Raw genomic sequence first — 23,853 nt, forward strand, 5'->3', positions numbered from 1 at the left:
GTCGGCGGCGGAAGACGCCTCTTCGACGCGGACGGTACCGCTCAGACCGCCCGCAGGGCGCCTGGGCGGCGGCCGGTGAGGCGGTCGAGCGCAGTGGCGCTCGCGTCGTCGGCCGGCAGGTGGACGACGAGCTGCTGGTCGTCGTCGGCGGGCAGGCCGAGCGTTTCGTACGCCAGTCGCACCTCTCCCACCTGCGGGTGGACCATGCGCACCACCCCGTTCGCCCGCGGCAGCCCCGGCAGCGTCCGCAGCCGGCTGGCGAACGGTTCCCCGGAGGACACCGTCAACTCGTCCATCAGTGTGCCGACATGGACGTCGGTCTGCCCCGGCCCCTGTTTGAGGGCCGCGACCTGTTCGTCGGCGACGGTGTCCCAGTCCGGGTAGACCGTGCGCGCCCGCGCGTCGGTGAAGACGAAACGGGCGAGGCTGGGCCGGACGCCGTCCAGCAGGCCGAGCGGTTCGGCCAGCCGCCGGTACCCGTCCGTGCAGGCCAGGATCTCGCTCAAGCGGTTCACCAGCACGGCGGGCGCCGGTTCCAGCCGCCGCAGCAGTGCCCGCACCGTGGGCCTCACCGCCCTGTTCGGTCCCGCCCCGCCCCGGCAACTGAAGCCGGGGTCGGCGCCCTTGGCGAGCCGGTGCAGGTGGACCCGTTCGCCAGGGGTGAGGAGCAGTGCGTCCGCCAGGGCCGCCAGCACCTGCACCGAGGGCCGGCGGTCCCGCCCCTGCTCCAGCCTGGTGACGTACTCGACACTCACCCCGGCGAGCGTCGCCAGTTCCGCGCGACGCAGTCCCGGCGTACGGCGGCGCGGACCGGTGGGTAGTCCCACCTCGGCCGGTGTGACGGCTTCCCGGCGCAGCCGCAGGAAGAGGCCGAGCTCGTTGTCGCTCATCCCGCGAACGTAACACCGGCCGCTCCGGCGGATCGTGGCCCTGCCACTACCACCCTCCGCCCGGCCTCCCTCGTCCGCCGTCCGTCCGGAACCGTGGGGCGCGCAGGCCCCGGTCCGGGGCAGCCTCACCCTCGGTAGGAGAAGCACAACCATGTCCAGCGAACGGCTGAATCTCGCAGTGATCGTCGGCAGTGTCCGGGAGGGCCGCTTCGGCCCGGTGGTGGCCGGCTGGTTCGTCGAACAGGCCAAGCGCCACGACCAGTTCACGATCGACCTGATCGATCTGGCGGACGTCGACCTCCCGCTCGCGCTGCCGCCCACCCCGCCGGCCCTGCAGCCCGACCTGCCGCGCCCCGAGGGCATGGCCGAACTGACCCAGCGACTCGACGCCGCCGACGCGGTCGTCATCGTGACGCCCGACTACAACCGCAGCTTCCCCGCGTCCCTCAAGGCCGCCATCGACTGGCACTACACCCAGTGGAAGGCCAAGCCGATCGGCTTCGTCGGCTACAGCGGCCTCAGCGGCGGTCTGCTGGCGATCGAGCAACTGCGGCAGGTCTTCAACGAGTTGCACGCCCACACCGTGCGCGACTACGTCGCCTTCCCCAGCTACTACCTCCTCTTCTCCCCCGACGGCACGCTCCGGGACCCACAGGGCCCCGAGGACGCCGCACGAGCCATGCTCGACCAGCTCCTCTGGTGGGGCTCGGTACTCCACGACGCCCGCCGCGACCGCCCGCAGGTCGCTGACCGGTAGCCCTCACCGGCCCCGGCCGACAGCCCGCGCCCGGGCCGGCGGTATCCGGAGTGTCGGTCGGCCGCCCGCGGTTCCTCCGCTCTACGCCGGACGGTGACCGCAGCAGCAGTTGTGCGACGTCCGCATGCGCGCGGCGTCACCGCAGCCGTCCGGCAGCCGTACGCGGGTTTCCTTCCCCAACCCGGCCCCTCCTCCTCGGGGCCGGGTCTCCGGCCAGTTCGGTGATGCCGCGAGCGACGGTGGCGGTGCCGGCTCCGGAAGCAGCAGTCACCAGGGTGATCCCACCGTGGCCCCGCCGCCTCGCCGGCCGGGCAGAGCCGACGGCGGCGCTCGTCGAGATGCGGCGACACGGGCCGGAACCCAGCCCACCGCACTCGCCCAAACCGCCCCTGAACAGGGAAGACGTCAAAGTGCTGTGGAGTACCGGGACCGGAATGGGCGGCGGCGTAGGCAGTACCTCACGCCGGTGAAACCGACGGGCGCGCGCCGGGCCACGGCGGAGCCGTCACCCTGATCGCACCGCCGTCCTCGGACGCGAAGGCCCCCGCCGTCCGGGAGCATGAGGCGTCCGGACGGCGGGGGCTGAGGCATCGAGCGGGGCGTCAGGGCGCCATCGTCGATATCATTTGCGGCGGGGTGACGTCGCCGGTGCGGGTGGCCGAGGCCGTCGCTGACGGGTCCGACTCCGTGCCGAGAGTCGTGACCGTCCTGACCTGGTAGTAGCGCACCACGCCGACGGGCGCCGCGTAGTCGTCGTAGCCGGGGCCGGTGACCGGCGTCTCGGTCAACCGGGTCCACGGACCGGAGGCCGACTCGGCGGCATAGACGTGGAACCGGTGGGACGCGTCACCGTCGTACCGCCAGCCGACGGTGTTGCGGTCGACCCAGCCGTTCGCGGAGACGGCCGTCGGCGGCAGCGGCTCGGCCTCGGTGGCGTCGAGCCGGACGCGCGCGGAGTACGCGGAGGCGTTGCCCGCGCTGTCCTTGGCCCGCACGCGGTAGTAGTAGGTCGTGCCCACGGCGGCGGACGGGTCGGTCAGGGCGGTGCTCGGCGTGGGCGTGCCGACGGAGGCGAACGGCCCCTCGGGCGCGACGGCCCGCTGCACCTCGTAGGAGCTCACCCCGCTCACCGGGGACCAGGCGAGCCGGGCGCCGGCGGACGGGTCGTACCTGGCCGTGAGCCCGGTGGGCACGGCGGGGGCCGTCCTGTCGGCGCTGATGACGCTCGTCACCGCGGACAGCGCGGAGACGTTTCCTGAGCGGTCGACGGCGCGGAGGGCGTACTCGTAGGTGGCGCCGGTGGCCAGGGGCGCGTCGGTGAAGGTGGTGCCCGTGATCAGGGTGGAGTTGCGCAGGCTCCAGCCGCTGGTGCCGGCGATGCGGCGGTAGACGCGGTAGCCGGCCAGGTCCATCTCGTAGTTGCGGGACCAGGTCAGGGTCGTCTTCAGGGTGGACGCCGAGTAACTGGGCTTCACGCCGACCGGGGCCAGCGGGGCGGTCTTGTCGTACGTGGCGCTGATGACCGGCTTGTAGGAGAAGGAGATGTTGGCAGTGCCGGTGAAGGCGGCGAAGTCCACCCGCAGGGTGTGCGTCCCACGCGGCATGGTGAGGCGGACGGTCTTCCGCTGGGTCGAGCTGACGTTGCGCCACAGATCGATCTTGCGGTGGCCGTCGATGTAGACGCGGGCGCCGTCCTGGACGGCGACGCTCAGGTCGAAGGGGCCGCCGGAGCCGAAGTTTCGGGTGCTGGTCCAGCGGACGCCGAAGTAGTCGCTCGGCAGGGTCACTCCGGAGGGGTCACCATAGCCGTAGTTCTCGGCGATGGCGGTATCGCATACGGTGGCCTTCGGAGTGCCGGAGAGGGTGGTGTTGGCGTAGTACTGGGCCTTCCACACGCCGGCCGAGCAGGTCACGGCCGCATGCGCGGTCGCGGGGAAAGCGAGTCCGGCCAGGGCTGTGGCCAAGGAGAGCACGGCCGCACCACCTGTACGGCGCGCCGCGCCGAGGGATATTCGCATCTACGGATGCTCACACTTCCGACGGGGAGATGAGGACAAGGCGTGTATGCCGCCCCGATAGTGGCATTCAAAGAGCGCTTGCGACAGGCGGTTTGGCGGCCGGCCGCTGTTTGTGGGTCCAGGCGAGCGTGCTGCTGATGGCAGTGAAGAACCGCTCGAAAGCGGCTCAGGGTCGTCTCGGAGAGTCCGGGTGGCAATGCGTCCCGCTTGCGGAGAAGAGGGACTGCAGGGCGGCCGTGTTCGGTGCACGGAGCCACGAGGTCGTCGGCCAGGAAGGCCCCTACCCAGCGGATCCGCCCCATCGCCTTCCGTAAGCACGCGCGCGGCCGTGTCCGTCGGCATCCGGAGCCGCCGGCGGTACGGCCGGATCGTGAAGGGCTGCGGGCTGCCGCGCCGGACTCCGTCGCTGGGGGCAGTCGCCGCGGGGTCCGGGCAGTGGTTCGACACTGGCCGCGCCGGACTCCGTCGCTGGGGGCAGTCACCGCCGGGGGCTGGGCAGTGGCTCGACGGTGGCCGCGCCGTCCTTATCATCGGGGAGGTACCTGCGGCAGGCGATTGTGGAGGCGGCTGGGTGTTCTCGGTGGATGTGAGGCTGGGCGTGCAGGCGTGTGTGCTCGTGCTGCGCGGTGATCTGGATCTCGACAGCGCCGTGCAGTTGCGGGAGGCGGCCGATGCGGTGCTCGCCGGGCCGGAGCAGCCACGCCTGGTGGTGGTCGACTGCGCCGCTTTGGAGTTCTGCGACTCCACCGGCATCAGCTGTCTGGTCCAGATCTACCAGCGGCTGTCCGCGCGCGGGGGCACACTGCGTCTGGCGGCCTTGCCCGGCGCGTTGGCGCGGATGTTCATGCTGACAGGTCTGGACCAGGCCATCGCCGTGCATGAGACAGTGCAGGATGCCCTCGTCACCGGTGTCGGCGCGCCTGAGGGCAGTCTTCAGGAACACATGGTCCGCGGTGCAGGCGGCGACACGGAGGCGGCAGGATGACGACCGGCGTTCCGAAGCAGCGCCCTTCCCGGACCGGACAGTACGGCACCGGTCGGACCACCGAGGGCGCGGCGGAGGAAGATCTGCGGGCTCTGTTCGGTCAGTCCACGGCCGTTTTCGCTTCCCTGGCAGGGCCCGCGCACATGGTCGAGGCTGCCAATGACGCCTTCTTCGCCGCGATCGGCGGCAGCGAGCGGGCCCGCACCGGGGTGCCGCTGGGCGAGCTGATGCCCGAACTGGCCGAGCAGGGCTTCCTCGCCCTGCTGGACAAGGTCTACCGCACGGGCAGGCCCTACACCGGTCGTGACGCCCGGGTACTGCTCGGCGAAGGGCCCGGCGCGAGGGAGGCGTTCTTCGACTTCACCTACGAGCCCCGTACGGACACTGGCGGCACCGTCACCGGGGTGCGGGTGATCGGCGTGGAGACCACCCAGGTCAAACACGCTCAGCGGCTGACAGCCGAGCACCGGGCGCTGCTGGAGCAGATAGCCCGGCACGCCCCTTTCAGGCAGGTTCTGGAGGGCATGGCCCGTGTCATCGAGGACCTCGCCCCCGAGGAGCTCCGTGTCTCCGTCCTGCTCGCCGACGCCGACGGCCGACGCCTGCGTCATGGTGCCGCCCCAAGCCTTCCCGCCTTCTACAACGAAGCGATCGACGGCATCGCCATGGGCGAGGGCGTCGGCTCCTGCGGCACCGCCGCATACCGCCGTCAGACGGTCATCGTCAGTGACATCGCCGCCCACCCGTTCTGGGAGGACTTCCGTGACCTGGCGAACGCAGCCGGCGTGGCGGCCTGCTGGTCCACCCCGATCCTGGCCCGTGACGGCTCACTGCTGGGCACTTTCGCGATGTACCACCGCGTTCCGCGCGCACCGCAGGAAACCGACCTGGCCCTGGCCCGCATGTTCGCCGACACCGCCGCCCTTGCCATAGAGCGCCACCGGGCCGAGCAGGCCCGCCTGGCCGCCGAAGCCCGGGAGAAGGCGGCTCGCGCCGACCTGGCCTTCCTGCTGGAGACCAGCACGGCCTTGTCCGCCGATCTGGATTACGCGCAGACGCTGCGGCGTCTGGCGGCAAGCTGCGTGCCGGTCCTGGCCCCGCTGTGCGCCGTCGACATCATCGACGGCGGCCGCGTACGCCGCGTCGCCACCGCCGCGGCCACCCACGAGGACGAGCGGTTCCTCGCCTCCCACATCCCCGTCTACGACGCCGACGACGACGCCGTCGCCCGCGTAATGGCCACGGGTTTGAGCGAAGTGGCCCGCCGCGCCCCCACCGGACCCGGCCCCTGGCAGGAGCTGAAGGTCACCGGCTACCTGTGCGTGCCCCTGCACGACCGGGACCGCGTCTTCGGCACCCTGACCCTGCTGTCCGCCGGCGAACGCACCTTCGACGGACACACCGTCGCTCTGGCCGAGGAGCTCGCCCGGCGCGCCGCCTTGGCCGCTCTCAACGCCCGCCAGTACACCCAGCGCGTCGCCCTCGCCCGCGATCTGCAAGCCGGCCTCCTGCTGCCCCAGGCCCCCTCACTGCCGGGTGCCGAGGTCGCCACGTACTACCACCCCGCCGGTGAAGGACTCGACGTCGGCGGTGACTTCTACGATGCCTTCCCTCTCAAGGACGGCCGATGGGCGTTCATGCTCGGCGACGTCTGCGGACGCGGCGCCGTCGCCGCCACGACCACCGCCCTCGTCCGGCACACCGCGCGGGCCGTCGCCCCTCTCCTGCCCGGCCCCGATGCAGTCGTCCACGCCGTCAACCAGGCCCTCCTCGACCGGCCCGACGGTCACGGCACCGGCTTCGTCACCCTGGTCTACGGTCACCTCACCCCCGCCGAGGGCGGCGGCCTCGACATCGACCTCGTCCGCGCCGGCCATACCTTCCCCCTGCTCATCGACGGCCGCGGCCCCGCCCGCCCCGTGCACGCCGAAGGCCCCCTCATCGGTATCGCCGCCGACCCACACCTGCCCGTCCACCACCTGCGCCTCGAACCTGCCGAAAGCCTGCTGCTCTACACCGACGGCATCACCGAGGCCCGCAACGACCACCGGCAGCAATTCAGCGAGGAACGCCTCGCCGACGTCCTGGGGCGCGACCTTCCCACACCGCACACCGCCCAGGACGTCGTCGCCGCTCTGACCCAGGCACTCCACGCCTTCACCGGCACCCGTGGCATAGACGACGACCAGGCCGCCCTCGTCCTGACCGCCGTTGCAGCGCCGCACGAAGGCAGCGGAGCACGCGAACGCGGTAGGAATGCGCGTCAGCCCGATGAAGCCCCGCCGGCGCCTGGCGCCCCTGCGGCGGGAGACGATGCATAGGGTGAGCCGGAGGCGCTCGCGTACCCCGTGGCGGGTTCGCTCCTGGCGGCCTTGTCCGTCACCGTACGCGGGACACAGGCCGCCGGACAGACGGTCACCCGCTCCTGCCGGGCAGAGGCGGGGGCACCTCCCGGGTGTCCTGTCCTCGCGGGAGGCAGCCGGACACCCGCGGCCGCGGTTCCGGTGGGCATGGCAGATGGTCACCACGCCGGTCTCTTCGGATGCGTGCCACGGGCCGCGGTCCGGGGCGATCACGATCACGCGTGAGCCCGTGGCACCGCGGTGCGACCTCACCGTGCGCGCAGTTCGTCCATTGCGGACTGGCTCTCCTCGTCGGCGGCGCGGTAGATCACCAGCAGCTGTTCCGGATCTTGAAGCGGCGTAAGCGTTTCGAACTGCACTGTGATCGCGCCGACGTAGGGATGCCGCATCATCTTGCGTCCGCGACCGTTGACTTTGACGTCCTGCTCGGCCCACCGCCGCGCGAACTCCTCGTCCCGGCCGAGGCATTCGGTGATGAGGTCGGTCAACGCCTGATCCTCGGGATGTGCGGCCCACGCGGCGCGCAAGTGCGCGACCCCCTCCCGCACGACGCGCTCGCGGTCCACGTACAACTCGCGTGTCTCCGGATGCATCAGGCACAGCCACATCGCGTTGCGCTGCCATGGCGGAAGGGTGCCGAAATCCAGGAGCACTTTCGCCATTTCGTCGTTCCAGACCAGGATGTCGTAGCGGTGGTTCATCAGCATGGCGGGCAGCGGCGAGAGGTCGGCGACCAATCGGGCCAGCGACGGCGCCGCGGTGGTGGCGAGCTTGCCGGCGTTGCGGGGACGCTGCTGGGCCAGGCCGAAGAGGTAGGCGCGTTCGTCGAGGGTCAGGCGCAGTGCCCGGGCCAGCGCCTCCACCACATCCGCTGAGGGCCGCAACCCGCGGGCCTGTTCCAACCGCACGATGTAGTCGACACTGATCCCGGCCAGTTGGGCGACCTCTTCGCGACGCAATCCGGGAGTCCGCCGGGACTGCCGACTCGACGGCAGGCCGAAATCCCGCGGATCCAGGCGTTCTCGCCGGGTCCGCAGGAACGCGGCCAGCTCCTGTGTCACATCCACGGTGCTGGTGGTCATGGTCGGTCCAACAGCCGGGGTAGGACTGGTGTTCCCAGGAACTTCCTTCCCTTACCCCCGGCTCACGGTGGTCGCAGGCTGGTGCTCGACGACGATCACGAGCACAGGAGGCCACGATGCCACTCACCCTCGACACGTACCGGCTGCTGGGCCGCTCCGGGCTGCGGGTCTCACCGCTGGCCCTGGGAACGGCGACCTTCGGCACCGAGTGGGGCTGGGGCGCCGAACAGGACGACGCGCGCAAGCTGTTCGACGCCTACGTCGAGCGCGGCGGCAACTTCATCGACACCGCCAACACCTACACCAACGGCAGCTCCGAGCGCATGCTGGGCGAATTCGTCCGCGACCAGCGCGAGAGCCTGGTGCTGGCCACGAAGTACACGACGCTGCGCCGGCCCGGCGACCCCAATTCCGGGGGCGCCCACCGCAAGAGCCTGTTCGCGTCGGTGGAGGCCAGCCTGCGGCGGCTGAACACGGACCACATCGATCTGCTCTTCCTGCACGTGTGGGACTTCACGACGCCGGTCGAGGAGATCCTGCGCGGCATGGACGACCTGGTCCGGCAGGGCAAGATCCTGTACGTGGCGATGTCCAACGCCCCGGCCTGGGAGATCTCGCGCATGCAGGCGATCGCCGACCTGCGCGGCTGGACGCCGCTGATCGCGCTGCAGATCGAATACAGCCTCATCAACCGGGCCGGAGAACGTGACCTGATCCCGATGGCACGGGCGATGGGGCTGGGGGTGACCCCATACTCACCGCTGGGCGGCGGCGTGCTGTCCGGCAAGTACAGCCGCGCCGACCTGACCGCGACGAGCGCTGACTCCGCTCAGGGAAACCGCAAGAGCTTCAACGCCGGCTTGGGGCTGGTCACCGAACGCACCCTCGCCGTCGCCGACGTCGTACGGGAGGTCGCTGCGGAGCTGGAACGCACACCCGCCCAGGTCGCTCTGGCCTGGACCCTGCGGAACCCGGGCGTGACGGCACCCGTCATCGGCGCTCGCACCCCCGAGCAGCTGGTGGGGAATCTGGGCGCCCTGGAGGTTCACTTCACCGCCGATCAACTGTCCCGCCTCGACCAGGTCAGCGCGATCGACCTCGGCTACCCGCACGACCTGCTCGCCGGCGACCACATCCGCACCGTGGTCAGCGGCGACCTGAAGATCGAAACGCGCCCCTGACGATGACAGGTGGTGACAGGGGCCGGCCGCCGGGAGGGGAGGAGCCCTCTCGCTGATCACTGTGGACGACGATCCGCAGTCCCCTTCAGATCGGCTGTCGGCCCCGCTGGGACTCGCGTCGGCCGCCGTCCGGCGAAGCAGCGAGATCTGGCCGGCGTCGCCCTCACCTTCCGTGCGAGGGCGACGCATGACGGCCTTCGGACGACCGGAACCCGGCGCCCGCGCGTGTGACCGGCCTGACTGTCGGTGTGCGCCGCCGCCTCGGCGAGCGTGTACGACTTCTCGACCGGGATGTGGAGCTTCCCCCGCGAGACGAGGTCGACGGCCTCGGCGAGCGCTTCCGGCACGCTTCCGGCCGCGCCGGGGAATCGGACACCGAACTCCGGCGCATCGCCGGTCGGCGGTCGCGAAGAGCCGGGCGAGGTGGCGCGGGCTGACGCCGGCGTGGGCGGCCAGGGAGGCGGTGCTGTGGTCCAGCGCGGGCTGGGCGGACACCAGGTCGACCACTGCGCGCAGTGACGGGGTGCGTGGGGCCCGGGTCTGCAGCGGAGCGGCGAACTGGGTCTGGTTGCCGGGCCGTTGCATGAACATCACCAGGTCGCGTGCGACGTCCCGGGCGAGGTCGGGGCCGAGATCCTCCTCGACCAGTGACAGGGCGAGGTCGATTCCCGCCGAGACGCCGGCGGAGGTGTAGATGCCGCTGTCGTGGACGAAGAGGGCGTCCGGTGAGACGGAGATCCTGGGGTAGGCGCGGGCCAGCAGATCGGCGTGGCGCCAGTGGGTGGTGGCCCGCCGCCCGTCGAGCAGGCCGGCGGCGGCCAGGACGAAGGCGCCGGTGCAGATGGACACCATCCGTCGGCACCGGTCCCGCAGGGCGGACGCGGCCGCGAGGAGGTCGCCGGGGATCGGTGTCGACGGCAGGTCGTCACCACCGGAGACCACCACGGTATCGGCCCGCTCCACCTCGTCGGCCGGTCCGCCGACGCCGAAGGCGGTGCCGATCGACGTCGTCACCGGCCGGCCAGAGGGCGAGACGTAGCGAAGGTCGTAGGGCCCGCCGAACCGGGCCGCGGTGGAGAAGACCTCGGCGGGCCCGGTGACGTCGAGCATCTTCATGCCGTCGAACACCAGGAACACCACACGTCGCGTCCCTGCCATGGCTACGCCTCCTCGGCTCCGTCTGCACCGGCGCGGTCGCGCGTTCGGGCTCCAGTGTGATCGGCGCGGTCGCAGACCGGTGCGGTGGGGCATGGGGCGCGGGGTGTCCGGACCGCTTGTCGCTCTCAGCGAGGCACGGTTCGGCGGTGGGTGATCGGTGCGGTCGGTGGCGGGCGACGAGGCGGGATCCGGAAAGCGACCGTGCGGAAACGTGTCGCGGATTGAGGGATTCGTGTCCGGGACGGAGGGCCGTGGACCGTCCCCGCCCGACGATGCTTGAGGCGTCCGGAAGAACCGGAAGAGAACCACAGAAACCGAACGAGCGGGAGACGCCTCATGTCCGAGACCATCGCGGGAATCGAGATCCCCGACACCGACCTGGTCCGCGCCGCGACCGCGGTGACCCGGCAGGCGACCGACGACCCCGTCGTCGGCGACACACTGTTCCACCACTCCCGGCGCGTCTTCCTGTGGGGGATGCTCAAGTCCCGGGCCCGAGGCACCGACGTCGACCCCGAACTCGCCTACGTCGGAGGCATGTTCCACGACCTGGGCCTGACCCGGAAGTACCGCACCACCCGGCAACGCTTCGAGACCGACGGTGCGGACGCCGCCGCGGCGTTCCTGCGCGAACACGGCCGGACCGAAGCCGAGGCCCGCGACGTCTGGCTCGCCATCGCCCTGCACACCACCCCCGAGGTGCCGCTCCGGCTGGCCCCGGAGACCGCCGTGGTCACCCTCGGGGTGGAGACCGACGTCCTCGGCCTCGGTCTCGACGAGATCAGCGAGGCGGACAAGAAGGCCGTCGTGCTCGCGCACCCGCGGCCGGACTTCAAGCGCCAGATCCTCCACGCCTTCCACGAGGGGATGGCCGACCGTCCCGACACGACCTTCGGCACCATGAACGACGACGTCCTGGCGTACTTCGACCCGTCCTTCAGGCGGGCGGACTTCGTCGACATCATCCGGCGCAACGCCTGGCCCGAGTAGCAGCCCGCAGGCCTGCGCCCGGCCCCACCGCCGGGGCCGAGCAGCCGACCCCGTCGGCGGCATCACGCACCAAGGTCAGCGGCGCTGGTATTTACATAAACTATGAATATAAAAGTGCTATGCTTCGAGCATGAGTCGTCAAGACACCGCTCCCGGCGCGTCCGCCGCCATCGGGGCAGCCCTCTACGGCCTGGCCACCAGGGCCGCGAGACGCCTGCCCCGGGACATGAGCCTGACGTCCGCCGCCACCCTGGCCACCCTGGACCGGACCGGTCCGCGACGCATCACCGATCTGGCCTCGGTCGAGGGCGTCACCCAGCCCGCGATGACCGCCCTGGTCCGGGTGATGGAGGAGTCCGGCCTGGTCGAGCGGCGGGGCGACGCGTCCGACAAGCGGGTCACGCTGGTGTGCCTGACCGAGGCCGGCGCCTCCTATGTCCGGACGCGGCACCAGGCGGGCGTCCACGCGTTCGAGCGGTTGATCGGCGAGCTCACCGGCGACGAGGTCGAGGCGCTGGTGGCGGCCCTTCCGGCGCTGAGGCATCTGGCAGAGCTCGAAAGCCAGGACCGCGAAGGGCCGAAGCGGTGACCGGGCAGCCGGTCGGCGGGGTCGCGGGGAAGGCGTTCCCGGTGGCGCGTTCCGAGGCGCGGCTGCTGGTCCCCGCCCTGATGTTCATCGCTCTGGTCGTGGCGGCGGTCGCCAGCCTCGGGACGCCGCTCATCACCAGCGTGGCGACCTCGTTCCACGTCTCGCTCGGCAGCGCACAGTGGACGCTGACCATCGCGCTGCTCAGCGGCGCCGTCGCCACGCCGGTCCTGGGCCGGCTCGGAGCCGGCCCGCACCGGCGGGCCACGATCCTCGCCACGCTGGCGGTCGTCGTCGCCGGCAGCGCGCTCACCGTGCTGCCGCTGCCGTTCGCGTGGCTGCTGGCCGGCAGGGCGGCCCAGGGCGTCGGGCTCGGGCTGACGGCGCTGATGATGGGCGTGGCCCGGGACCACCTCCCCGAGGCGCGCGGCGCGGCCGTGATCTCCCTGATCTCGGTGGTCTCGATCATCGGGGCCGGCGTCGGCTACCCGCTGGCCGCACTGCTCGCCGAGCTCGGCGGGGTACGGGCCGCCTACGGCCTCGGTCTGGTCGTCACCGCCGCCGCCCTCCTGACCGCGTGGCGCTCCATGCCCGAAGCCCCCGAAGGCCGCTCCGCCCACGTGGACGTGACAGGCGCGGTCGTCCTGGCCGCCGCGCTGCTCCTGGTGCTGTTCCTCGCCGGCGAACGGGATCTGTGGAGCCGGCACCTCGCCGTGGCGGCGGCCCTCGCCGTCGTCGCGGTGGTGCTGCTCTTGGTCTGGGCCGTCATCGAGCTGCGCAGCACGACGCCCCTGATCGATGTGCGCGCGGTGCGGCACCCGGCGGTCGCCGGGGCGAACCTCGCCATGTTCGTCGGCGGGATCGGCATGTACATCCTGCTCACGCTCATCACCCGGTACGCGCAGACGCCGCACGGCGCCGGCTACGGCTTCGGGCTGACGACCTTCGTCGCCGGGCTGGTCCTCATCCCGTTCTCGGTGCTGGGGTTCGTCGCCGGCAAACTCACGCCGCGGGTCCGGACGCGGATCGCCGACCCCCTGCTCCTGGCCGGCAGCGCCGTCGTGGTCGGCGGCGGGTTCGCCCTGTTCGCGGCGGCCCGGTCGAACCTGGCCGAACTGTTCGCGGCGATGGGCGTGCTCGGCTTCGGCGTCGGCGGCTTCTCGGCCGCGATGCCCGGCGTCATCCTGGCCGTCACCCCCAAGAGCGAGACGTCGAGCGCCATGAGCTTCAACTACGTCGTCCGCAGCGTCGGGTACTCCCTGGGCAGCGCCATCGGCGGCCTGATCCTCGCCGCGGGCACCGGGCCCGGCCACCTCTTCCCCGACGACGGCGCCTACACCACCGCGGCGCTGGTCGGCATCGGCGCCATGGCGATCACGACGCTGACAAGCCTCGCTCTCGCCCGCCGACGCTCGCCCGAGACCAACCCGTAAGTCAGATGCACTCATCCCAACACTGGAGGTTCCATGCCCAAGGGTTACTGGGTCAGCACCTACCGCACCATTTCGGACCCTGAGAAGCTGGCTGCTTACAGCGAGCTGGCCCGCCTGGCCGTCAAGGCCGGGGGCGGTCGGGTCCTCGTCCGTGGCGGTCGGGTCGTGGCGCATGAGGCCGGAATCGCCGAGCGCACCGTCCTGATCGAGTTCGACAGCTTCGAGCAGGCCGTCGCGGCGCGCGAGAGTGCGACCTACCAGGAGGCGCTGGTCGCCCTCTCCGACGGCGTCGAGCGCGACTTCCGCATCGTCGAAGGCATCGACTGACCGAGGTCCAGTCGGATCTTCACTGAAGGACTCGGTCGGGAATCTTCGGGACGGGCAGTCAACGAGCGTGACGTCGCGTCAGGCTCGTAGGAGCATGATGCCCATGTTCCCGGGAAGCCCGATATGTCCCTCCAGTCCCAGCCCGGATCGGAGAACCCGCCGCTGACCGCGCGGGTCGCCCGCGCCGGCAACCCCCACGACACTACCGCGATGTGGATCCGCGACCGCCTCGACGGCCTGTGGAACGACGAGGACTTCACCGCCTGGTACCCGCACGATGGCCGCCCCGGGCACTCCCCCGCCCAGCTCGCCACGTCCGCGTGCCGCAGTACGTGCTGAACCTGTCGGACCGCCAGGCCGCCGAGGCGGCGGAGTCACGCTGCCCGGCGAATCCCCCGCCGACCACGCCCGCCCCGGGACACCGCGCGCGGCGATCACCGCCGGGGCCTCACACGTCGTCGGCAGGACGGTCACCCGCGCCACGGACCCGGCAGCCGCGCTCCGTCTCTTCCGGGCCAACCTCATTGCGTGACGGGCGCGCCCTGTGAGCCACCCGCCGGTAGCCGCCCCCGGGCACAGCGGCACGGGGGTGTCGTCGGCCGCCCCCGTGCCGCCCAGCCCAGGAGGGGACCGTCCGGCAGCCGGACCTGTCCGAGCCGCGCCGGGTCCCTCACGCCGTAGTCCATGTGTCCCGTGCCCGCGGCGCGGTCCAGGTCAGGCCGCCACCCCGGCCGGTGCGTGGGCCGTCTCCGGGCGCAGGACCCGCCGGCGCCGGGACGGCAAGCCCGCGGTCGGGTTGGCCACGCCCCACGCCGCGCCCTTGCAGATCATCTCCTTGTAGAAGGCGGCCCCGCGGCCCGTCAGCGCGCGCTCGACCGCTCGGTCGTCGGCGGTGACGAACTGGATCAAGCCCTCCTTGCGACCGAGGGAGATGCACTGCTGGAAGTAACGGATCGGGACCTTGGGGAGCTTGACGCCGGCGAGACGGGCGGCGATGGCGTCGGCGGCCTGCCAGGCCATGGGGACGCCCGAGGCGCAGGACATCCGCAGGGGCTTGTCGCCCGGGCCGATCGCCATCGCCGCGTCGCCCACCGCGTACACGTCCTCGTGGGAGACCGAGCGCATCGTGGCGTCGACCACGATCCGGCCGCCGTCGGTCACCTCGAGCGTGGTGGCCTGCGCGACGGGGTGGACGGCGAAGCCGGTGGTCCAGACGGTGACCTCGGAGGGGACCGTCCGGCCGTCGGCCGTCGTCACTGCGTCCGTCCGCACGGCGGTGGCCTCGGCGTGTTCGTGGACCGTGATGCCGAGCCGGTCCACCACCTTCCGCAGGTGGGCGCGGCCCTTGGCCGACAGCCAGTCGCCGAGCGCGCCGCGGACGGCGAGGGCGACGTCGAGGTCCGGGCGGGCCTCGGCGATCTCCGTCGCGGCCTCGATGCCGGTCAGGCCACCGCCGACGACGACCACGGGCCGGCCGGCGTCCAAGGCGGCCAGGCGGTCGCGCAGGCGCAGCGCGCCGGGCCGGCTGGAGACCTCGTGGGCGTGATCGGCGACGCCGGGCACACCGCCGTCGTTCCAGCCGCTGCCGAGGGCGTAGACCAGGGTGTCGTACGTCAGTTCCTCCCGCCCCGCGCCGTCGGCGGCCGTGACCATCACCGCCTTGCGCTCCACGTCCACGGCGGTGACCTTCCCGAGCTTCAGCTCGACGCCCGTGCCCGCGAACATCTCGCCGAACGGCCGGGGCCTGAGGCCCTGGCCGGCCGCCAGCTGGTGCAGCCGGACCCGCTCGACGAAGTCGGGCTCGGGGTTGACGAGGGTGATGGTGACGTCCTCGCGGTGCAGCCGCTTGGCGAGGCGCCCGGCGGCGATGGCTCCGGTATAGCCGGCTCCGAGGACGACGATGCGGTGCTGCATGGGCCTGCTCCTGTCGGTGAGGATCGCGCCGCTGTCTGCGCGGTTTCGCCTCATGAACCGGGCAGCCCGGCGTTTCCTGACAGGATCAGGATGTGAAGCACATCACATCCGGTCAGAGGGTGCGCAGCGGGTCCCCGTGGTCCGCGGCGGCCCACGGCTCACTCGCGCGGACGAGCTTGTCGGGGTTGACCTGGCTGCGCAGCGCGACGATGCCCTGCCCGCTCACCTCCAGGCAGGCGATCCCGACGACCCGGCCGTCCGCGACCGCCACGAAGGCGGGTTCGCCGTTGGCCGTCGTCGCGGAAATCCCGGCCGCCCCTCCGACGTGGGCCCGCTCGGCCTAGCTGGGCTTGAACATGCCGCGCAGGAACTTGGCGACCGCGAGCGCCCCCTCGAACGCCCTCGCGCGGGCCGGGACCTTCCCGCCGCCGTCACCGACCGAGACGGCGTCCTGGGTGAGCAGCCGCACCAGCGGTTCGGTCCGGCCGCTCGTCTGCAACTGCCAGCAGTACGTGGGCCCGCAACCCCTGTCACAGGTGTACGCGGAGGACCCGACCGACCTCGCCTGAGCGCAGTGAAGGACAGGACGGCGGTCACGCCAAGATCAGCACCGCCGTCGTCCCCGGCCCGTTCGTCGAGCCCGGGCGGCCGTCTGGCCGGCCGGACAGGTTCCAGCGCGCATGTCCGCTTCCTCGACTCCTGACAGACTCTGCGATCTACCGGGCGGCCTGCCGACCGCTCCGCCACTCCGCCAGATGACCTACTCCGCGGACTGTCGCCCTCGACCAGCGTGAACACCCCGGAGGACTGTCACACCAGCCCTTTGACCGGTGATTCCAAGTTGGCGAAGGCTCAGTCGAACGCGCCGTGCGGACCGACGACGGGAAAACGCGTCGGGTACGGCCGTGCGGCCTACCCAAGGCGATGCGCAGGCCCTTGGCTTCGGCGAGGCGCACGATTCTGGCCGAGTATGTGGTGGTGCCAGGTGAGACGTGAGTGACGAACAATACACTGTCACACTTCACGGGAGACAGGGGGTCTGCTCTATGCGCCCATCGGTTTCGGCCCCGCCTGAAGAGGCGGCGACGTGCGAGGACTTCGACTTCCGGGTGCTGGGGCCACTCGAGGTGAGGCACAGACAGCGGCTGGTGCAGTTGCCCGCAGGCCGCCTGCGTGTGCTCCTGTCGTGTCTGGTGATGTCGCCCAACGAGGTCGTCCCCAGCGACACGTTGATCGATCGGATATGGGCGGACACCCCGGTGGAACGGGCGCGCGGCGCGCTGCACACCTGCGTGAGACGGCTGCGCCGCCTGCTCTGCCCCGACCTGGTGCAGACGAGACCCGGCGGGTACACCCTGCGGGTCTCGGTCGACAACGTGGACCTGCTGCGGTTCCGGGGTCTCGTCCGACGCTCGGAAGCCGCCGGAGACGACTCCGGCGAGAAGCTGGTTCTGCTGCGCGAAGCTCTGGCGCTCCGCCGCGGCGACCCGTTCGCCGATGTCGCCTCCCCGTGGCTGGACCGCGGGGTGGTGCCCCGGCTGGACGAGGAATGGCTGAGCGCCCTGATGTGCCGCATCGACCTCGAGATGGCGGCGGGTCGGCACCATGAGCTGATTCCCGAGTTGCGCGAGCTGACGACCGCCCACCCGCTGCACGAGGCGAGCTGGCAGCGTCTGATCCTGGCCCTGCACCGGTGCGGTCGCCGCGCCGAGGCACTGGAGGCGTACCAGCAGGTCCTCGCGATCCTCCGGGACGAGTTGGCGCTCGATCCCAGCGGCGAGCTGCGGGAACTGCACCGGTCCGTCCTCGACGGCGGCGCGACCTCCTCCCCTGCCGGCGGCACAGCTGAGCAGGAGCCGGTCACCGGCACAAGCGTCCATCCCGCTCTGGATCCACCTGCGCAGTCGCCGCCGATCCGCCCGCAGCAGCTTCCTCCGGGCGTCCCCTGTTTCACCGGCCGCACCATGGAGCTGGCCAGGCTGGACGGCCTGCTGCCCGCCGAACGCGCTCAGTCCGCACAGACCACGGCGATCGCCGTGGTCGACGGGGCGGCGGGATCCGGCAAGACCACCCTGGCGGTGCACTGGGCACACCGCGTACGCGACCGGTTTCCCGACGGGCAGCTCTACGCCGATCTCCGCGGCTACGGCTTGGGCGCTCCGGTGGAGCCCACCGCGGTCCTGGAGATGTTCCTGCTCGCGCTGGGCGTCCCCGCGCAGCAGATCCCGCCGGAACTGGACGGCCGATCCGCGCTGTTGCGCAGCACCCTGGCCGACCGGCGGGTGCTCGTACTGCTGGACAACGCGCGCGACACCGCGCAGGTGCGTCCGCTGCTGCCCGGCTCGCACTGCCTGGTCCTGGTCACCAGTCGCAGCCAGCTACGCGGCTTGGCCGTGCGGCACGGCGCCTACCGCGTCAGCCTCGACCGGCTGTCTGCCGAGGAGTCGGTCACCTTGCTCGCCGGCGTCCTGGGCGAGGACCGGATCGCGGCCGAGCTGGACACCGCTGCGCAACTCGCCGGTCTGTGCGCTCATATGCCCCTGGCCCTGGCTTTGGCCGCCGAACGCATACAGCACCTGTCCGGCCCGGACGACCGGACGGGCTCGGCGGCCAGGCACTCCCTCCCGCTGCACGACCTCGTCGCTGAACTCGGCGTGGAGCGGTACCGGTTGGACGTGCTCAGTGTGGGCGACGACGAGACCTCAGCGGTCCGCGGCGTCTTCTCCTGGTCCTACGACGCACTCGACACGGCCGCCGCCGGCGCGTTCCGCGTCCTCGGCCTGCACTCCGGGCCCGACATCAGCATCGAGGCGGCGACCGTGCTCATCGGCGTCAGCACGGACCAGACGCGGCGGCTGTTGGAGGGGCTGACGGACCGGGGCCTGCTGGAGCGGGCAGGCCGGGACCGTTACCGCTACCGGTTCCACGACCTGATGCGCCTGTACGCGGCGGAACGGGCCGAGGCGGAGGAGAGCGAACCGACCCGGCTGGCCGCTCTGCATCGGGTCCTGTCCTGGTACATGCACACCGCCGATGCGGCCGAGCGGATGCTCAACCCCGGCCACCAGCCCCGTCCGCCCGACCCGCCCGAGGAGGGCTGCGAACCGCTTTCCTTCTCCTCGTACGAAGAGGCGCTGGGGTGGTGTGCGACGGAGCGCGCCAACCTGATGGCCGCTGTCCGGCTCGCCTTCGAGGCCGGCGAGTACACCATCGCCTGGCGGCTCCCGACCGTCCTGTGGGGCTTCTTCAACCTGCGTGAACATTGGGGTGACTGGATCGAAAGCCACAGAGTGGGCCTCGCCGCCGCCCGGGCACAGGGTGATCGGCGCGGCGAAGCCTCGGTGCTCACCAGCATCGGGCTCGCCCGGTGGGACCAGCTGCGGTTCACCGAAGCGCTGGAGTCGCTCGAGGAGGCGCTCGTGCTGCGACGCGAGATCGGGGATCGGTGGGGGGAGGGCGTCGCGCTGACCGGCCTCGGCCGGGTTCGCGGGAACCTGGGTGAGCCCGGGCGTGCGTTGGAGCACCACGCGGAGGCTCTCGGCATCTTCGAGGAGATCGGGAACCACTGGGGGCAGGGCTTCGCGCTGGCCGGTCTCGGCCGCGTCTGCCAGGACCTGAATGAGCCCGAGCGTGCCCGCGAACACCAGCTGAGGGCGGTCGGCGTCTTTCGGAGGATCGGCAACCGCTGGGGGGAGGGCATCGCGTTGCGGGACCTGTGCCTGACGTACGCCGCCCTCGGTCGGCACGAGGAGACCATCGCCTGGTGCCGACGCGCCCTCGCCCGCTGCCACGAGCCAGGCGCCCGGTACACCAGGACCCGCATCCTCAACCTGTTGAGCCGCGCCCTGTGTGAGACGGGCCGGTCGGAGGAGGCGCGGTGGGTGTGGGAGCGCGCCACGGTGTTCGAAGAGCTGGGGGACTCGAACGCCGGCAGAGCAGGCGATCTTCTCGGTGCGGCAGCGGCCGGCGCGGGCCGGTGACGCCGTCGATGATCTGCATGACATGTGCCTGACATCAGTTGCCAGATTTCTGACAGCGGCCCTGTGCTCTACTGAGGTGACCGCGAAGGGGAGCCGAGCCGCACACGATTCAAGGCACGGCAAGAGCCCGTCCGCGAGGCGCTCGGTCACGCATCCCCCGGACCGAGCGACACGGAACGGGGGTACATCCAGCCACAGGTACACGGAGGAGTCCTTGATGCCCGAGGCCGTGACTCTGCGAGGCCGACCGGAAGACGCGGCGGTGACAGTGGCGGTCACGGGCGGGGGACAGAGGGTAGCCGGGACAACCCCGATTCCCGGCCCGTCGAACGGAGCAGCGCGCCCGGTCCCCGTCTGGCTGACGAGGGCCGCGGTGACAGCGACGGGTCAGGGACACGACTGCCTGCCGTAGATGTCGGGGCACCCAGAACGTCGATCGGAAGGACCCATGGCACATCTCATCAGCCTCGAAGAGGCCGAGAAGCTGGACATCGACGACGTACACGAACTCCACCGCACGTATGTCAACAAGAGCCAGGTCCGGTTGATGACCTCCTTCGGCTTCGGCCGGGAGCTTGTCGACCACGCCGAGGGCGCTTATATCTACACGCGTGACGGCCGTAAGATCCTGGACTTCACCGGCGGAGTCGGCGTACTCAACCACGGGCACAACCATCCGCGCATTCTCGCCGCACGCCGGCGCTTCCAGGAACGGCGGCGCATGGAGGTGCACAAGACCTACTTCTCGCCGTATCTCGCCGCCCTGGGGCACAATCTGGCAGCGGTGCTGCCCGGCGATCTGAACCGTTCGTTCCTGCCGAATTCCGGGGCGGAGGCGGTCGAAGGCGCGGTCAAACTGGCGTACAAGTACCACGGTGGCCGACGGAACCGTGTCCTGCGGGCGGACAGCGGCTTCCACGGCAAACTCCTCGGTTCCGGCGGGCTCACCGGCGGAGCGCAGAGCCATTTCGCGTTCCCCACCATTCCCGGCATCGGCACCTTCGAGTACGGCGACATCGGCTCGGTTCGGCGGGTTCTCGCGGACAACAGGGACGCGCGGGGCCGCAGCAGGGTGTACGCACTCCTCATCGAGCCGTTCAGTGCGTCGACCATGCGCTGGTGCTCCGAGGAATTCCTGCGCGAACTCCGCGAGTTGTGCACGGCTGAGGACATCGTGCTGATCTTCGACGAGATCTACACCGGGTGGGGCAAGACCGGCAGCATGTTCTACTTCACCCGGTACGAGGGTCTCGTGCCCGACGTGGTGACGACCTCGAAGTCGTTCGGCGGCGGCAAGTCCTCCATTTCCGCCTACGTGGCGCGTGAGCCGGTCTTCCGCAAGGCGTACGACAACATGGGCGACGCGATGATGCAGAGCACGAGCACGACGTACTACGGCTTCGGCGAGGAGACCGCGACGGCCATCGAGGCCGTCTCCGTAGCTGTCGAGGACGACTACCCGGGGCGGGCCCGCGCCCTGGAAGCGGTACTGCGGCCAGGTCTTGAGCGCATCCGGAAGACCCATCCCGACCTGATCGCCGATGTGCGCGGCTCCGGCGCGCTCCACGGGGTGTTCCTCTCCGGCGGGCCCAAGGTGCTGGACCTGGTCGGCAAGCTGCCGGCCGGAGACCTGGCCAAGGACCCGCTGATCCGCACGAAGATCATCACTGCGGCGGTCATCGACACGCTGTACCGCAAGCACGACGTCTACACCTACAACACGCTCAACGGCCGCAGTCCGCTGGTCGTGAGCCCGCCGCTGGTAGCGGGACCCGAAGAGGCCGAACGGTTCCTCGGCGCCCTGGAGGCCACCCTTGCCGAGGGCATGAACCGGCTGCTCGGCCGTTTCGTACGGGAGCGGGTGAGCTCGTGGTGACCGACGTCCCGCACGGGCTGCCGTCCCCGGTCCGATCCGCTCTCCCGGGCCATGTCGCCGTCACCGGTGCCGCCGGCGTGCTCGGCACACACCTCGTGAACCGCCTGCTGGCGGTGGGCAGTCAGGTCCGCGCGTTCGACCTGGCGCCGGTGCCCACGAGCCCCGGACTGAAGCCGTTCACCGGAGACATACGTGACGCGGACGCCCTCGCCGAAGCCTTCGCGGGCGCCGACGCCGTGGTGCACTGCGCCTCCGCGTTGCCCAGCTACCCCGTGGCGGACATCAGATCGATCGTCGTCGAAGGCACCACCACCGTGCTGGAAGCGGCCCGCGCCGCGGCCGTGCCCAGAGTGCTGCACATCTCCTCCACCGCCGTCTACGGACTGCCCCGGCTGGTACCCACACCTGAGGACCATGCGCTTGAGCCGGTGGACCCCTACAGCTCCGCGAAGGCGGAAGCGGAGAAGGCCGTCGAGCGGTTCCGGGCGGAGGGCATGTGCCTGCCGGTACTGCGGCCCAAGACCTTCCTGGGCCCCGGAAGGATGGGGCTGTTCGACATGCTCTTCCAGTGGGCCGAGGAGGGCAGGAACTTTCCCGTGCTCGGGAAGGGCGATGTGCGCATCCAGATGCTGGGGCTGGACGACCTCGTGGACGCGGTGCTGGAGGTGCTGCGCGCCCCGGATGAGGTGGCCTGCGACACGTACAACATCGGCGCCGCCGAATTCGGTACTCTGCGCGAGGACTTCCAGTGCGTGCTGGATACCGCGGGGCACGGCAAGCGTGTGGTGTCGACGCCCAGCGCGCCCGCGGTGGCGGTGCTGCGCGTACTGGAGCGGACGAAGCTGTCCCCCGTGTACGGCAGGCTGGTGTCCAAGCTGCTTGCCGATTCCTACGTCAGCGTCGACAAGGCCCGGGAGAAGCTCGGCTTCCGCCCCCGGTTGTCCAACCAGGACGCCATTCTCCATACGTACGACTGGTGGCGCACACAGCGTGCGACGGCGGCAGGCGTCCCGGCGGGCAGAGGGAGCGGACGGACCAGCCGGGAGCCGTGGCGCCAGGGCGTGCTGGGACTCGCGAAGGTGTTCTTCTGATGGCCGCTGCGGACGCACCGGGCGGCGACTCGTCCGCGTCCCCGGCCGAGGAGGACACCGGCCGGGACGTGCCGGAAGGGGCACCGGACGCACCGGAAGAGGCACTGGCCGCCCGCCGCTGGTGCTGGGGAACGCGACTGCTGGTCGCGAGCACGGCGGTCTGGACGGTCCTCCTCGCCCTGCACGTCCTGCTCATCGGCCGCTGGTGGCCATGGCACATCGTCGAGGTCGTCCCGCCGCTGACCGTGGTGGCGGTGCCTCTGCTGCTGCTCGTACTCGTACCGTTCGCGGTGCCGGTGCGCCGCTGGCTTGCCGCGGTCCTGGTGCTCCTTCTGCTGGCCGGGGCGCATCTGGCCGGCTTCGGATGGACGGGCACCACCGCGGGCAGCCCCCGGGGCACGGAGGTCAAGGTCTTCGCCTGGTCCACTGACTACTGGCAGATGACGTCCGGCGACAAGGACGCCTTCTACGCCTTCCTGCGCCGCCAGGACGCCGACGTGTACCTCCTCCATGAATACCTCAACTGGAACTACTCGAGCAGGGACGAGCAGAAGAGATGTACAAGCCCTGTCCGCATCGACGACTCGGCCCGGCTGCACGCGGAGTTTCCCGGCTACCGACTGCTCGTGCAGGGCGAGTTGGTCACTCTGTCCCGGTTGCCCGTCGTCGCAGCGCCCCATCAGCACGTTCCCACCACGGGTGATGACTGGTACTGGAAGGGGTCGAAGGCCCAGCGCACCGATATCCGAGTGGGCCGGCGCACGGTCTCCTTCTACAACGTGCACCTGCCGATTCGCTTCCGGCCCTGTGACATCCGCTACGGGTGGGGCCGCTTCTTCCAAGCCAACAAGGACCAAGGTGACTGGTGGGTCAGGGAATACCGCGGACTGCGCGCGGATCTGGCCGGCGACCCCCACCCGGCCGTGGTCGCCGGTGACTTCAACACGGCCTGGATGAACTTCTACCCGCTCGGAGCTGGTACCCGGCCGCACGATCCTAGTGGCTCCCTGCTTCCCGCCCGCTCCTGGCCTTCCTGCGACGGCTCCTGCTCGCTGCCGCGGGCATGGCGCCTCCTGCCCAAACTGTGGCGGTTCGACTGGCTGTTCACCACCGAGAACCTAGCGGTCACCAGCTACCACCTCAGCGGCGGCGAGGCCCTCTCCGACCATTCCGCTCAGCAGATCCGCGTGGTCGTCCCGGACTAGGGCCCTTTCGTGAACCA

At 71.0% G+C, this 23,853-nt stretch carries 17 protein-coding genes and 3 pseudogenes; 13 read left to right on the top strand and 7 right to left on the bottom strand.

Annotation, left to right across the window (positions count from 1 at the left end; all coding sequences use genetic code 11):
• Positions 1–41: 41 nt before the first annotated feature.
• Complete coding sequence (locus tag ACF061_RS16240; RefSeq protein WP_392267512.1) at positions 42–890, bottom strand: helix-turn-helix domain-containing protein; 849 nt, start codon at positions 888–890, stop codon at positions 42–44.
• 151 nt (positions 891–1,041) lie between these two features.
• Between ACF061_RS16240 and ACF061_RS16245 the strand changes: the two genes are divergently transcribed.
• Positions 1,042–1,647, top strand: a complete 606-nt coding sequence (locus ACF061_RS16245) for an NADPH-dependent FMN reductase (protein ID WP_392267513.1) — start codon at positions 1,042–1,044, stop codon at positions 1,645–1,647.
• Positions 1,648–2,249: 602 nt separating this feature from the next.
• Here the strand turns inward: ACF061_RS16245 and ACF061_RS16250 are convergent.
• Complete coding sequence (locus ACF061_RS16250; protein ID WP_392267514.1) at positions 2,250–3,665, bottom strand: fibronectin type III domain-containing protein; 1,416 nt, start codon at positions 3,663–3,665, stop codon at positions 2,250–2,252.
• A 571-nt stretch (positions 3,666–4,236) separates the two neighbouring features.
• Here ACF061_RS16250 and ACF061_RS16255 point away from each other — a divergent pair.
• Together ACF061_RS16255 and ACF061_RS16260 are read left to right on the top strand one after the other, a co-directional pair.
• Positions 4,237–4,650 (top strand): STAS domain-containing protein, encoded by a 414-nt coding sequence (locus tag ACF061_RS16255; protein WP_392267515.1) that lies wholly within the window; start codon positions 4,237–4,239, stop codon positions 4,648–4,650.
• Positions 4,647–6,971 (top strand): SpoIIE family protein phosphatase, encoded by a 2,325-nt coding sequence (locus tag ACF061_RS16260; protein ID WP_392267516.1) that lies wholly within the window; start codon positions 4,647–4,649, stop codon positions 6,969–6,971. Before ACF061_RS16255 ends, ACF061_RS16260 begins: the two co-directional genes overlap by 4 nt.
• A 290-nt stretch (positions 6,972–7,261) precedes the next feature.
• Here ACF061_RS16260 and ACF061_RS16265 read toward each other — a convergent pair whose 3' ends face one another.
• On the bottom strand, positions 7,262–8,095 hold the full coding sequence (locus ACF061_RS16265) for a helix-turn-helix transcriptional regulator (protein WP_392267517.1): 834 nt from the start codon (positions 8,093–8,095) through the stop codon (positions 7,262–7,264).
• Positions 8,096–8,211: 116 nt separating this feature from the next.
• Here ACF061_RS16265 and ACF061_RS16270 point away from each other — a divergent pair, with 116 nt between their 5' ends.
• Positions 8,212–9,276, top strand: a complete 1,065-nt coding sequence (locus ACF061_RS16270; RefSeq protein WP_392267518.1) for an aldo/keto reductase — start codon at positions 8,212–8,214, stop codon at positions 9,274–9,276.
• A 200-nt stretch (positions 9,277–9,476) separates the two neighbouring features.
• Here ACF061_RS16270 and ACF061_RS16275 read toward each other — a convergent pair.
• Together ACF061_RS16275 and ACF061_RS16280 are read right to left on the bottom strand one after the other, a co-directional pair.
• Positions 9,477–9,665: pseudogene (locus tag ACF061_RS16275) on the bottom strand (zinc-binding dehydrogenase); the annotation flags it as partial.
• Between the two features lie 259 nt (positions 9,666–9,924).
• A pseudogene (locus ACF061_RS16280) lies at positions 9,925–10,527 on the bottom strand (AraC family transcriptional regulator); the annotation flags it as partial.
• A 243-nt stretch (positions 10,528–10,770) separates the two neighbouring features.
• Here ACF061_RS16280 and ACF061_RS16285 point away from each other — a divergent pair.
• From ACF061_RS16285 to ACF061_RS16305, 5 genes are all read left to right on the top strand, one after another.
• Positions 10,771–11,424: an HD domain-containing protein gene (locus tag ACF061_RS16285; protein ID WP_392267519.1), complete on the top strand. Its 654-nt coding sequence runs from the start codon at positions 10,771–10,773 to the stop codon at positions 11,422–11,424.
• A gap of 226 nt (positions 11,425–11,650) precedes the next feature.
• Positions 11,651–12,013, top strand: coding sequence for a MarR family winged helix-turn-helix transcriptional regulator (locus ACF061_RS16290; RefSeq protein WP_392267625.1), 363 nt, complete (start codon positions 11,651–11,653; stop codon positions 12,011–12,013).
• On the top strand, positions 12,010–13,443 hold the full coding sequence (locus ACF061_RS16295) for an MFS transporter (RefSeq protein ID WP_392267520.1): 1,434 nt from the start codon (positions 12,010–12,012) through the stop codon (positions 13,441–13,443). Before ACF061_RS16290 ends, ACF061_RS16295 begins: the two co-directional genes overlap by 4 nt.
• A 33-nt stretch (positions 13,444–13,476) precedes the next feature.
• On the top strand, positions 13,477–13,770 hold the full coding sequence (locus ACF061_RS16300) for a DUF1330 domain-containing protein (protein ID WP_392267521.1): 294 nt from the start codon (positions 13,477–13,479) through the stop codon (positions 13,768–13,770).
• A 123-nt stretch (positions 13,771–13,893) separates the two neighbouring features.
• Positions 13,894–14,109 (top strand): hypothetical protein, encoded by a 216-nt coding sequence (locus ACF061_RS16305; protein ID WP_392267522.1) that lies wholly within the window; start codon positions 13,894–13,896, stop codon positions 14,107–14,109.
• A gap of 375 nt (positions 14,110–14,484) precedes the next feature.
• Here ACF061_RS16305 and ACF061_RS16310 read toward each other — a convergent pair whose 3' ends face one another.
• Both ACF061_RS16310 and ACF061_RS16315 read right to left on the bottom strand, forming a co-directional pair.
• Positions 14,485–15,684, bottom strand: a complete 1,200-nt coding sequence (locus ACF061_RS16310; RefSeq protein WP_392267523.1) for an NAD(P)/FAD-dependent oxidoreductase — start codon at positions 15,682–15,684, stop codon at positions 14,485–14,487.
• Between the two features lie 112 nt (positions 15,685–15,796).
• Positions 15,797–16,177: pseudogene (locus tag ACF061_RS16315) on the bottom strand (RNA polymerase subunit sigma-70); the annotation flags it as partial.
• A gap of 655 nt (positions 16,178–16,832) precedes the next feature.
• Between ACF061_RS16315 and ACF061_RS16320 the strand changes: the two are divergent.
• From ACF061_RS16320 to ACF061_RS16335, 4 genes are all read left to right on the top strand, one after another.
• The gene (locus tag ACF061_RS16320) at positions 16,833–19,664 is read left to right on the top strand and encodes a BTAD domain-containing putative transcriptional regulator (protein ID WP_392267524.1); all 2,832 of its coding nucleotides are present in this window, start codon (positions 16,833–16,835) and stop codon (positions 19,662–19,664) included.
• Between the two features lie 448 nt (positions 19,665–20,112).
• Positions 20,113–21,540, top strand: a complete 1,428-nt coding sequence (locus tag ACF061_RS16325; RefSeq protein ID WP_392267525.1) for an aspartate aminotransferase family protein — start codon at positions 20,113–20,115, stop codon at positions 21,538–21,540.
• Complete coding sequence (locus ACF061_RS16330; RefSeq protein ID WP_392267526.1) at positions 21,534–22,631, top strand: NAD-dependent epimerase/dehydratase family protein; 1,098 nt, start codon at positions 21,534–21,536, stop codon at positions 22,629–22,631. The genes ACF061_RS16325 and ACF061_RS16330 overlap by 7 nt, the downstream gene beginning before the upstream one ends.
• Complete coding sequence (locus ACF061_RS16335; RefSeq protein WP_392267527.1) at positions 22,631–23,836, top strand: endonuclease/exonuclease/phosphatase family protein; 1,206 nt, start codon at positions 22,631–22,633, stop codon at positions 23,834–23,836. Before ACF061_RS16330 ends, ACF061_RS16335 begins: the two co-directional genes overlap by 1 nt.
• The last annotated feature ends 17 nt before the right edge of the window (positions 23,837–23,853 follow it).

The organism is Streptomyces sp. NPDC015220 (assembly GCF_043079345.1).
Lineage (GTDB): Bacteria > Actinomycetota > Actinomycetes > Streptomycetales > Streptomycetaceae > Streptomyces.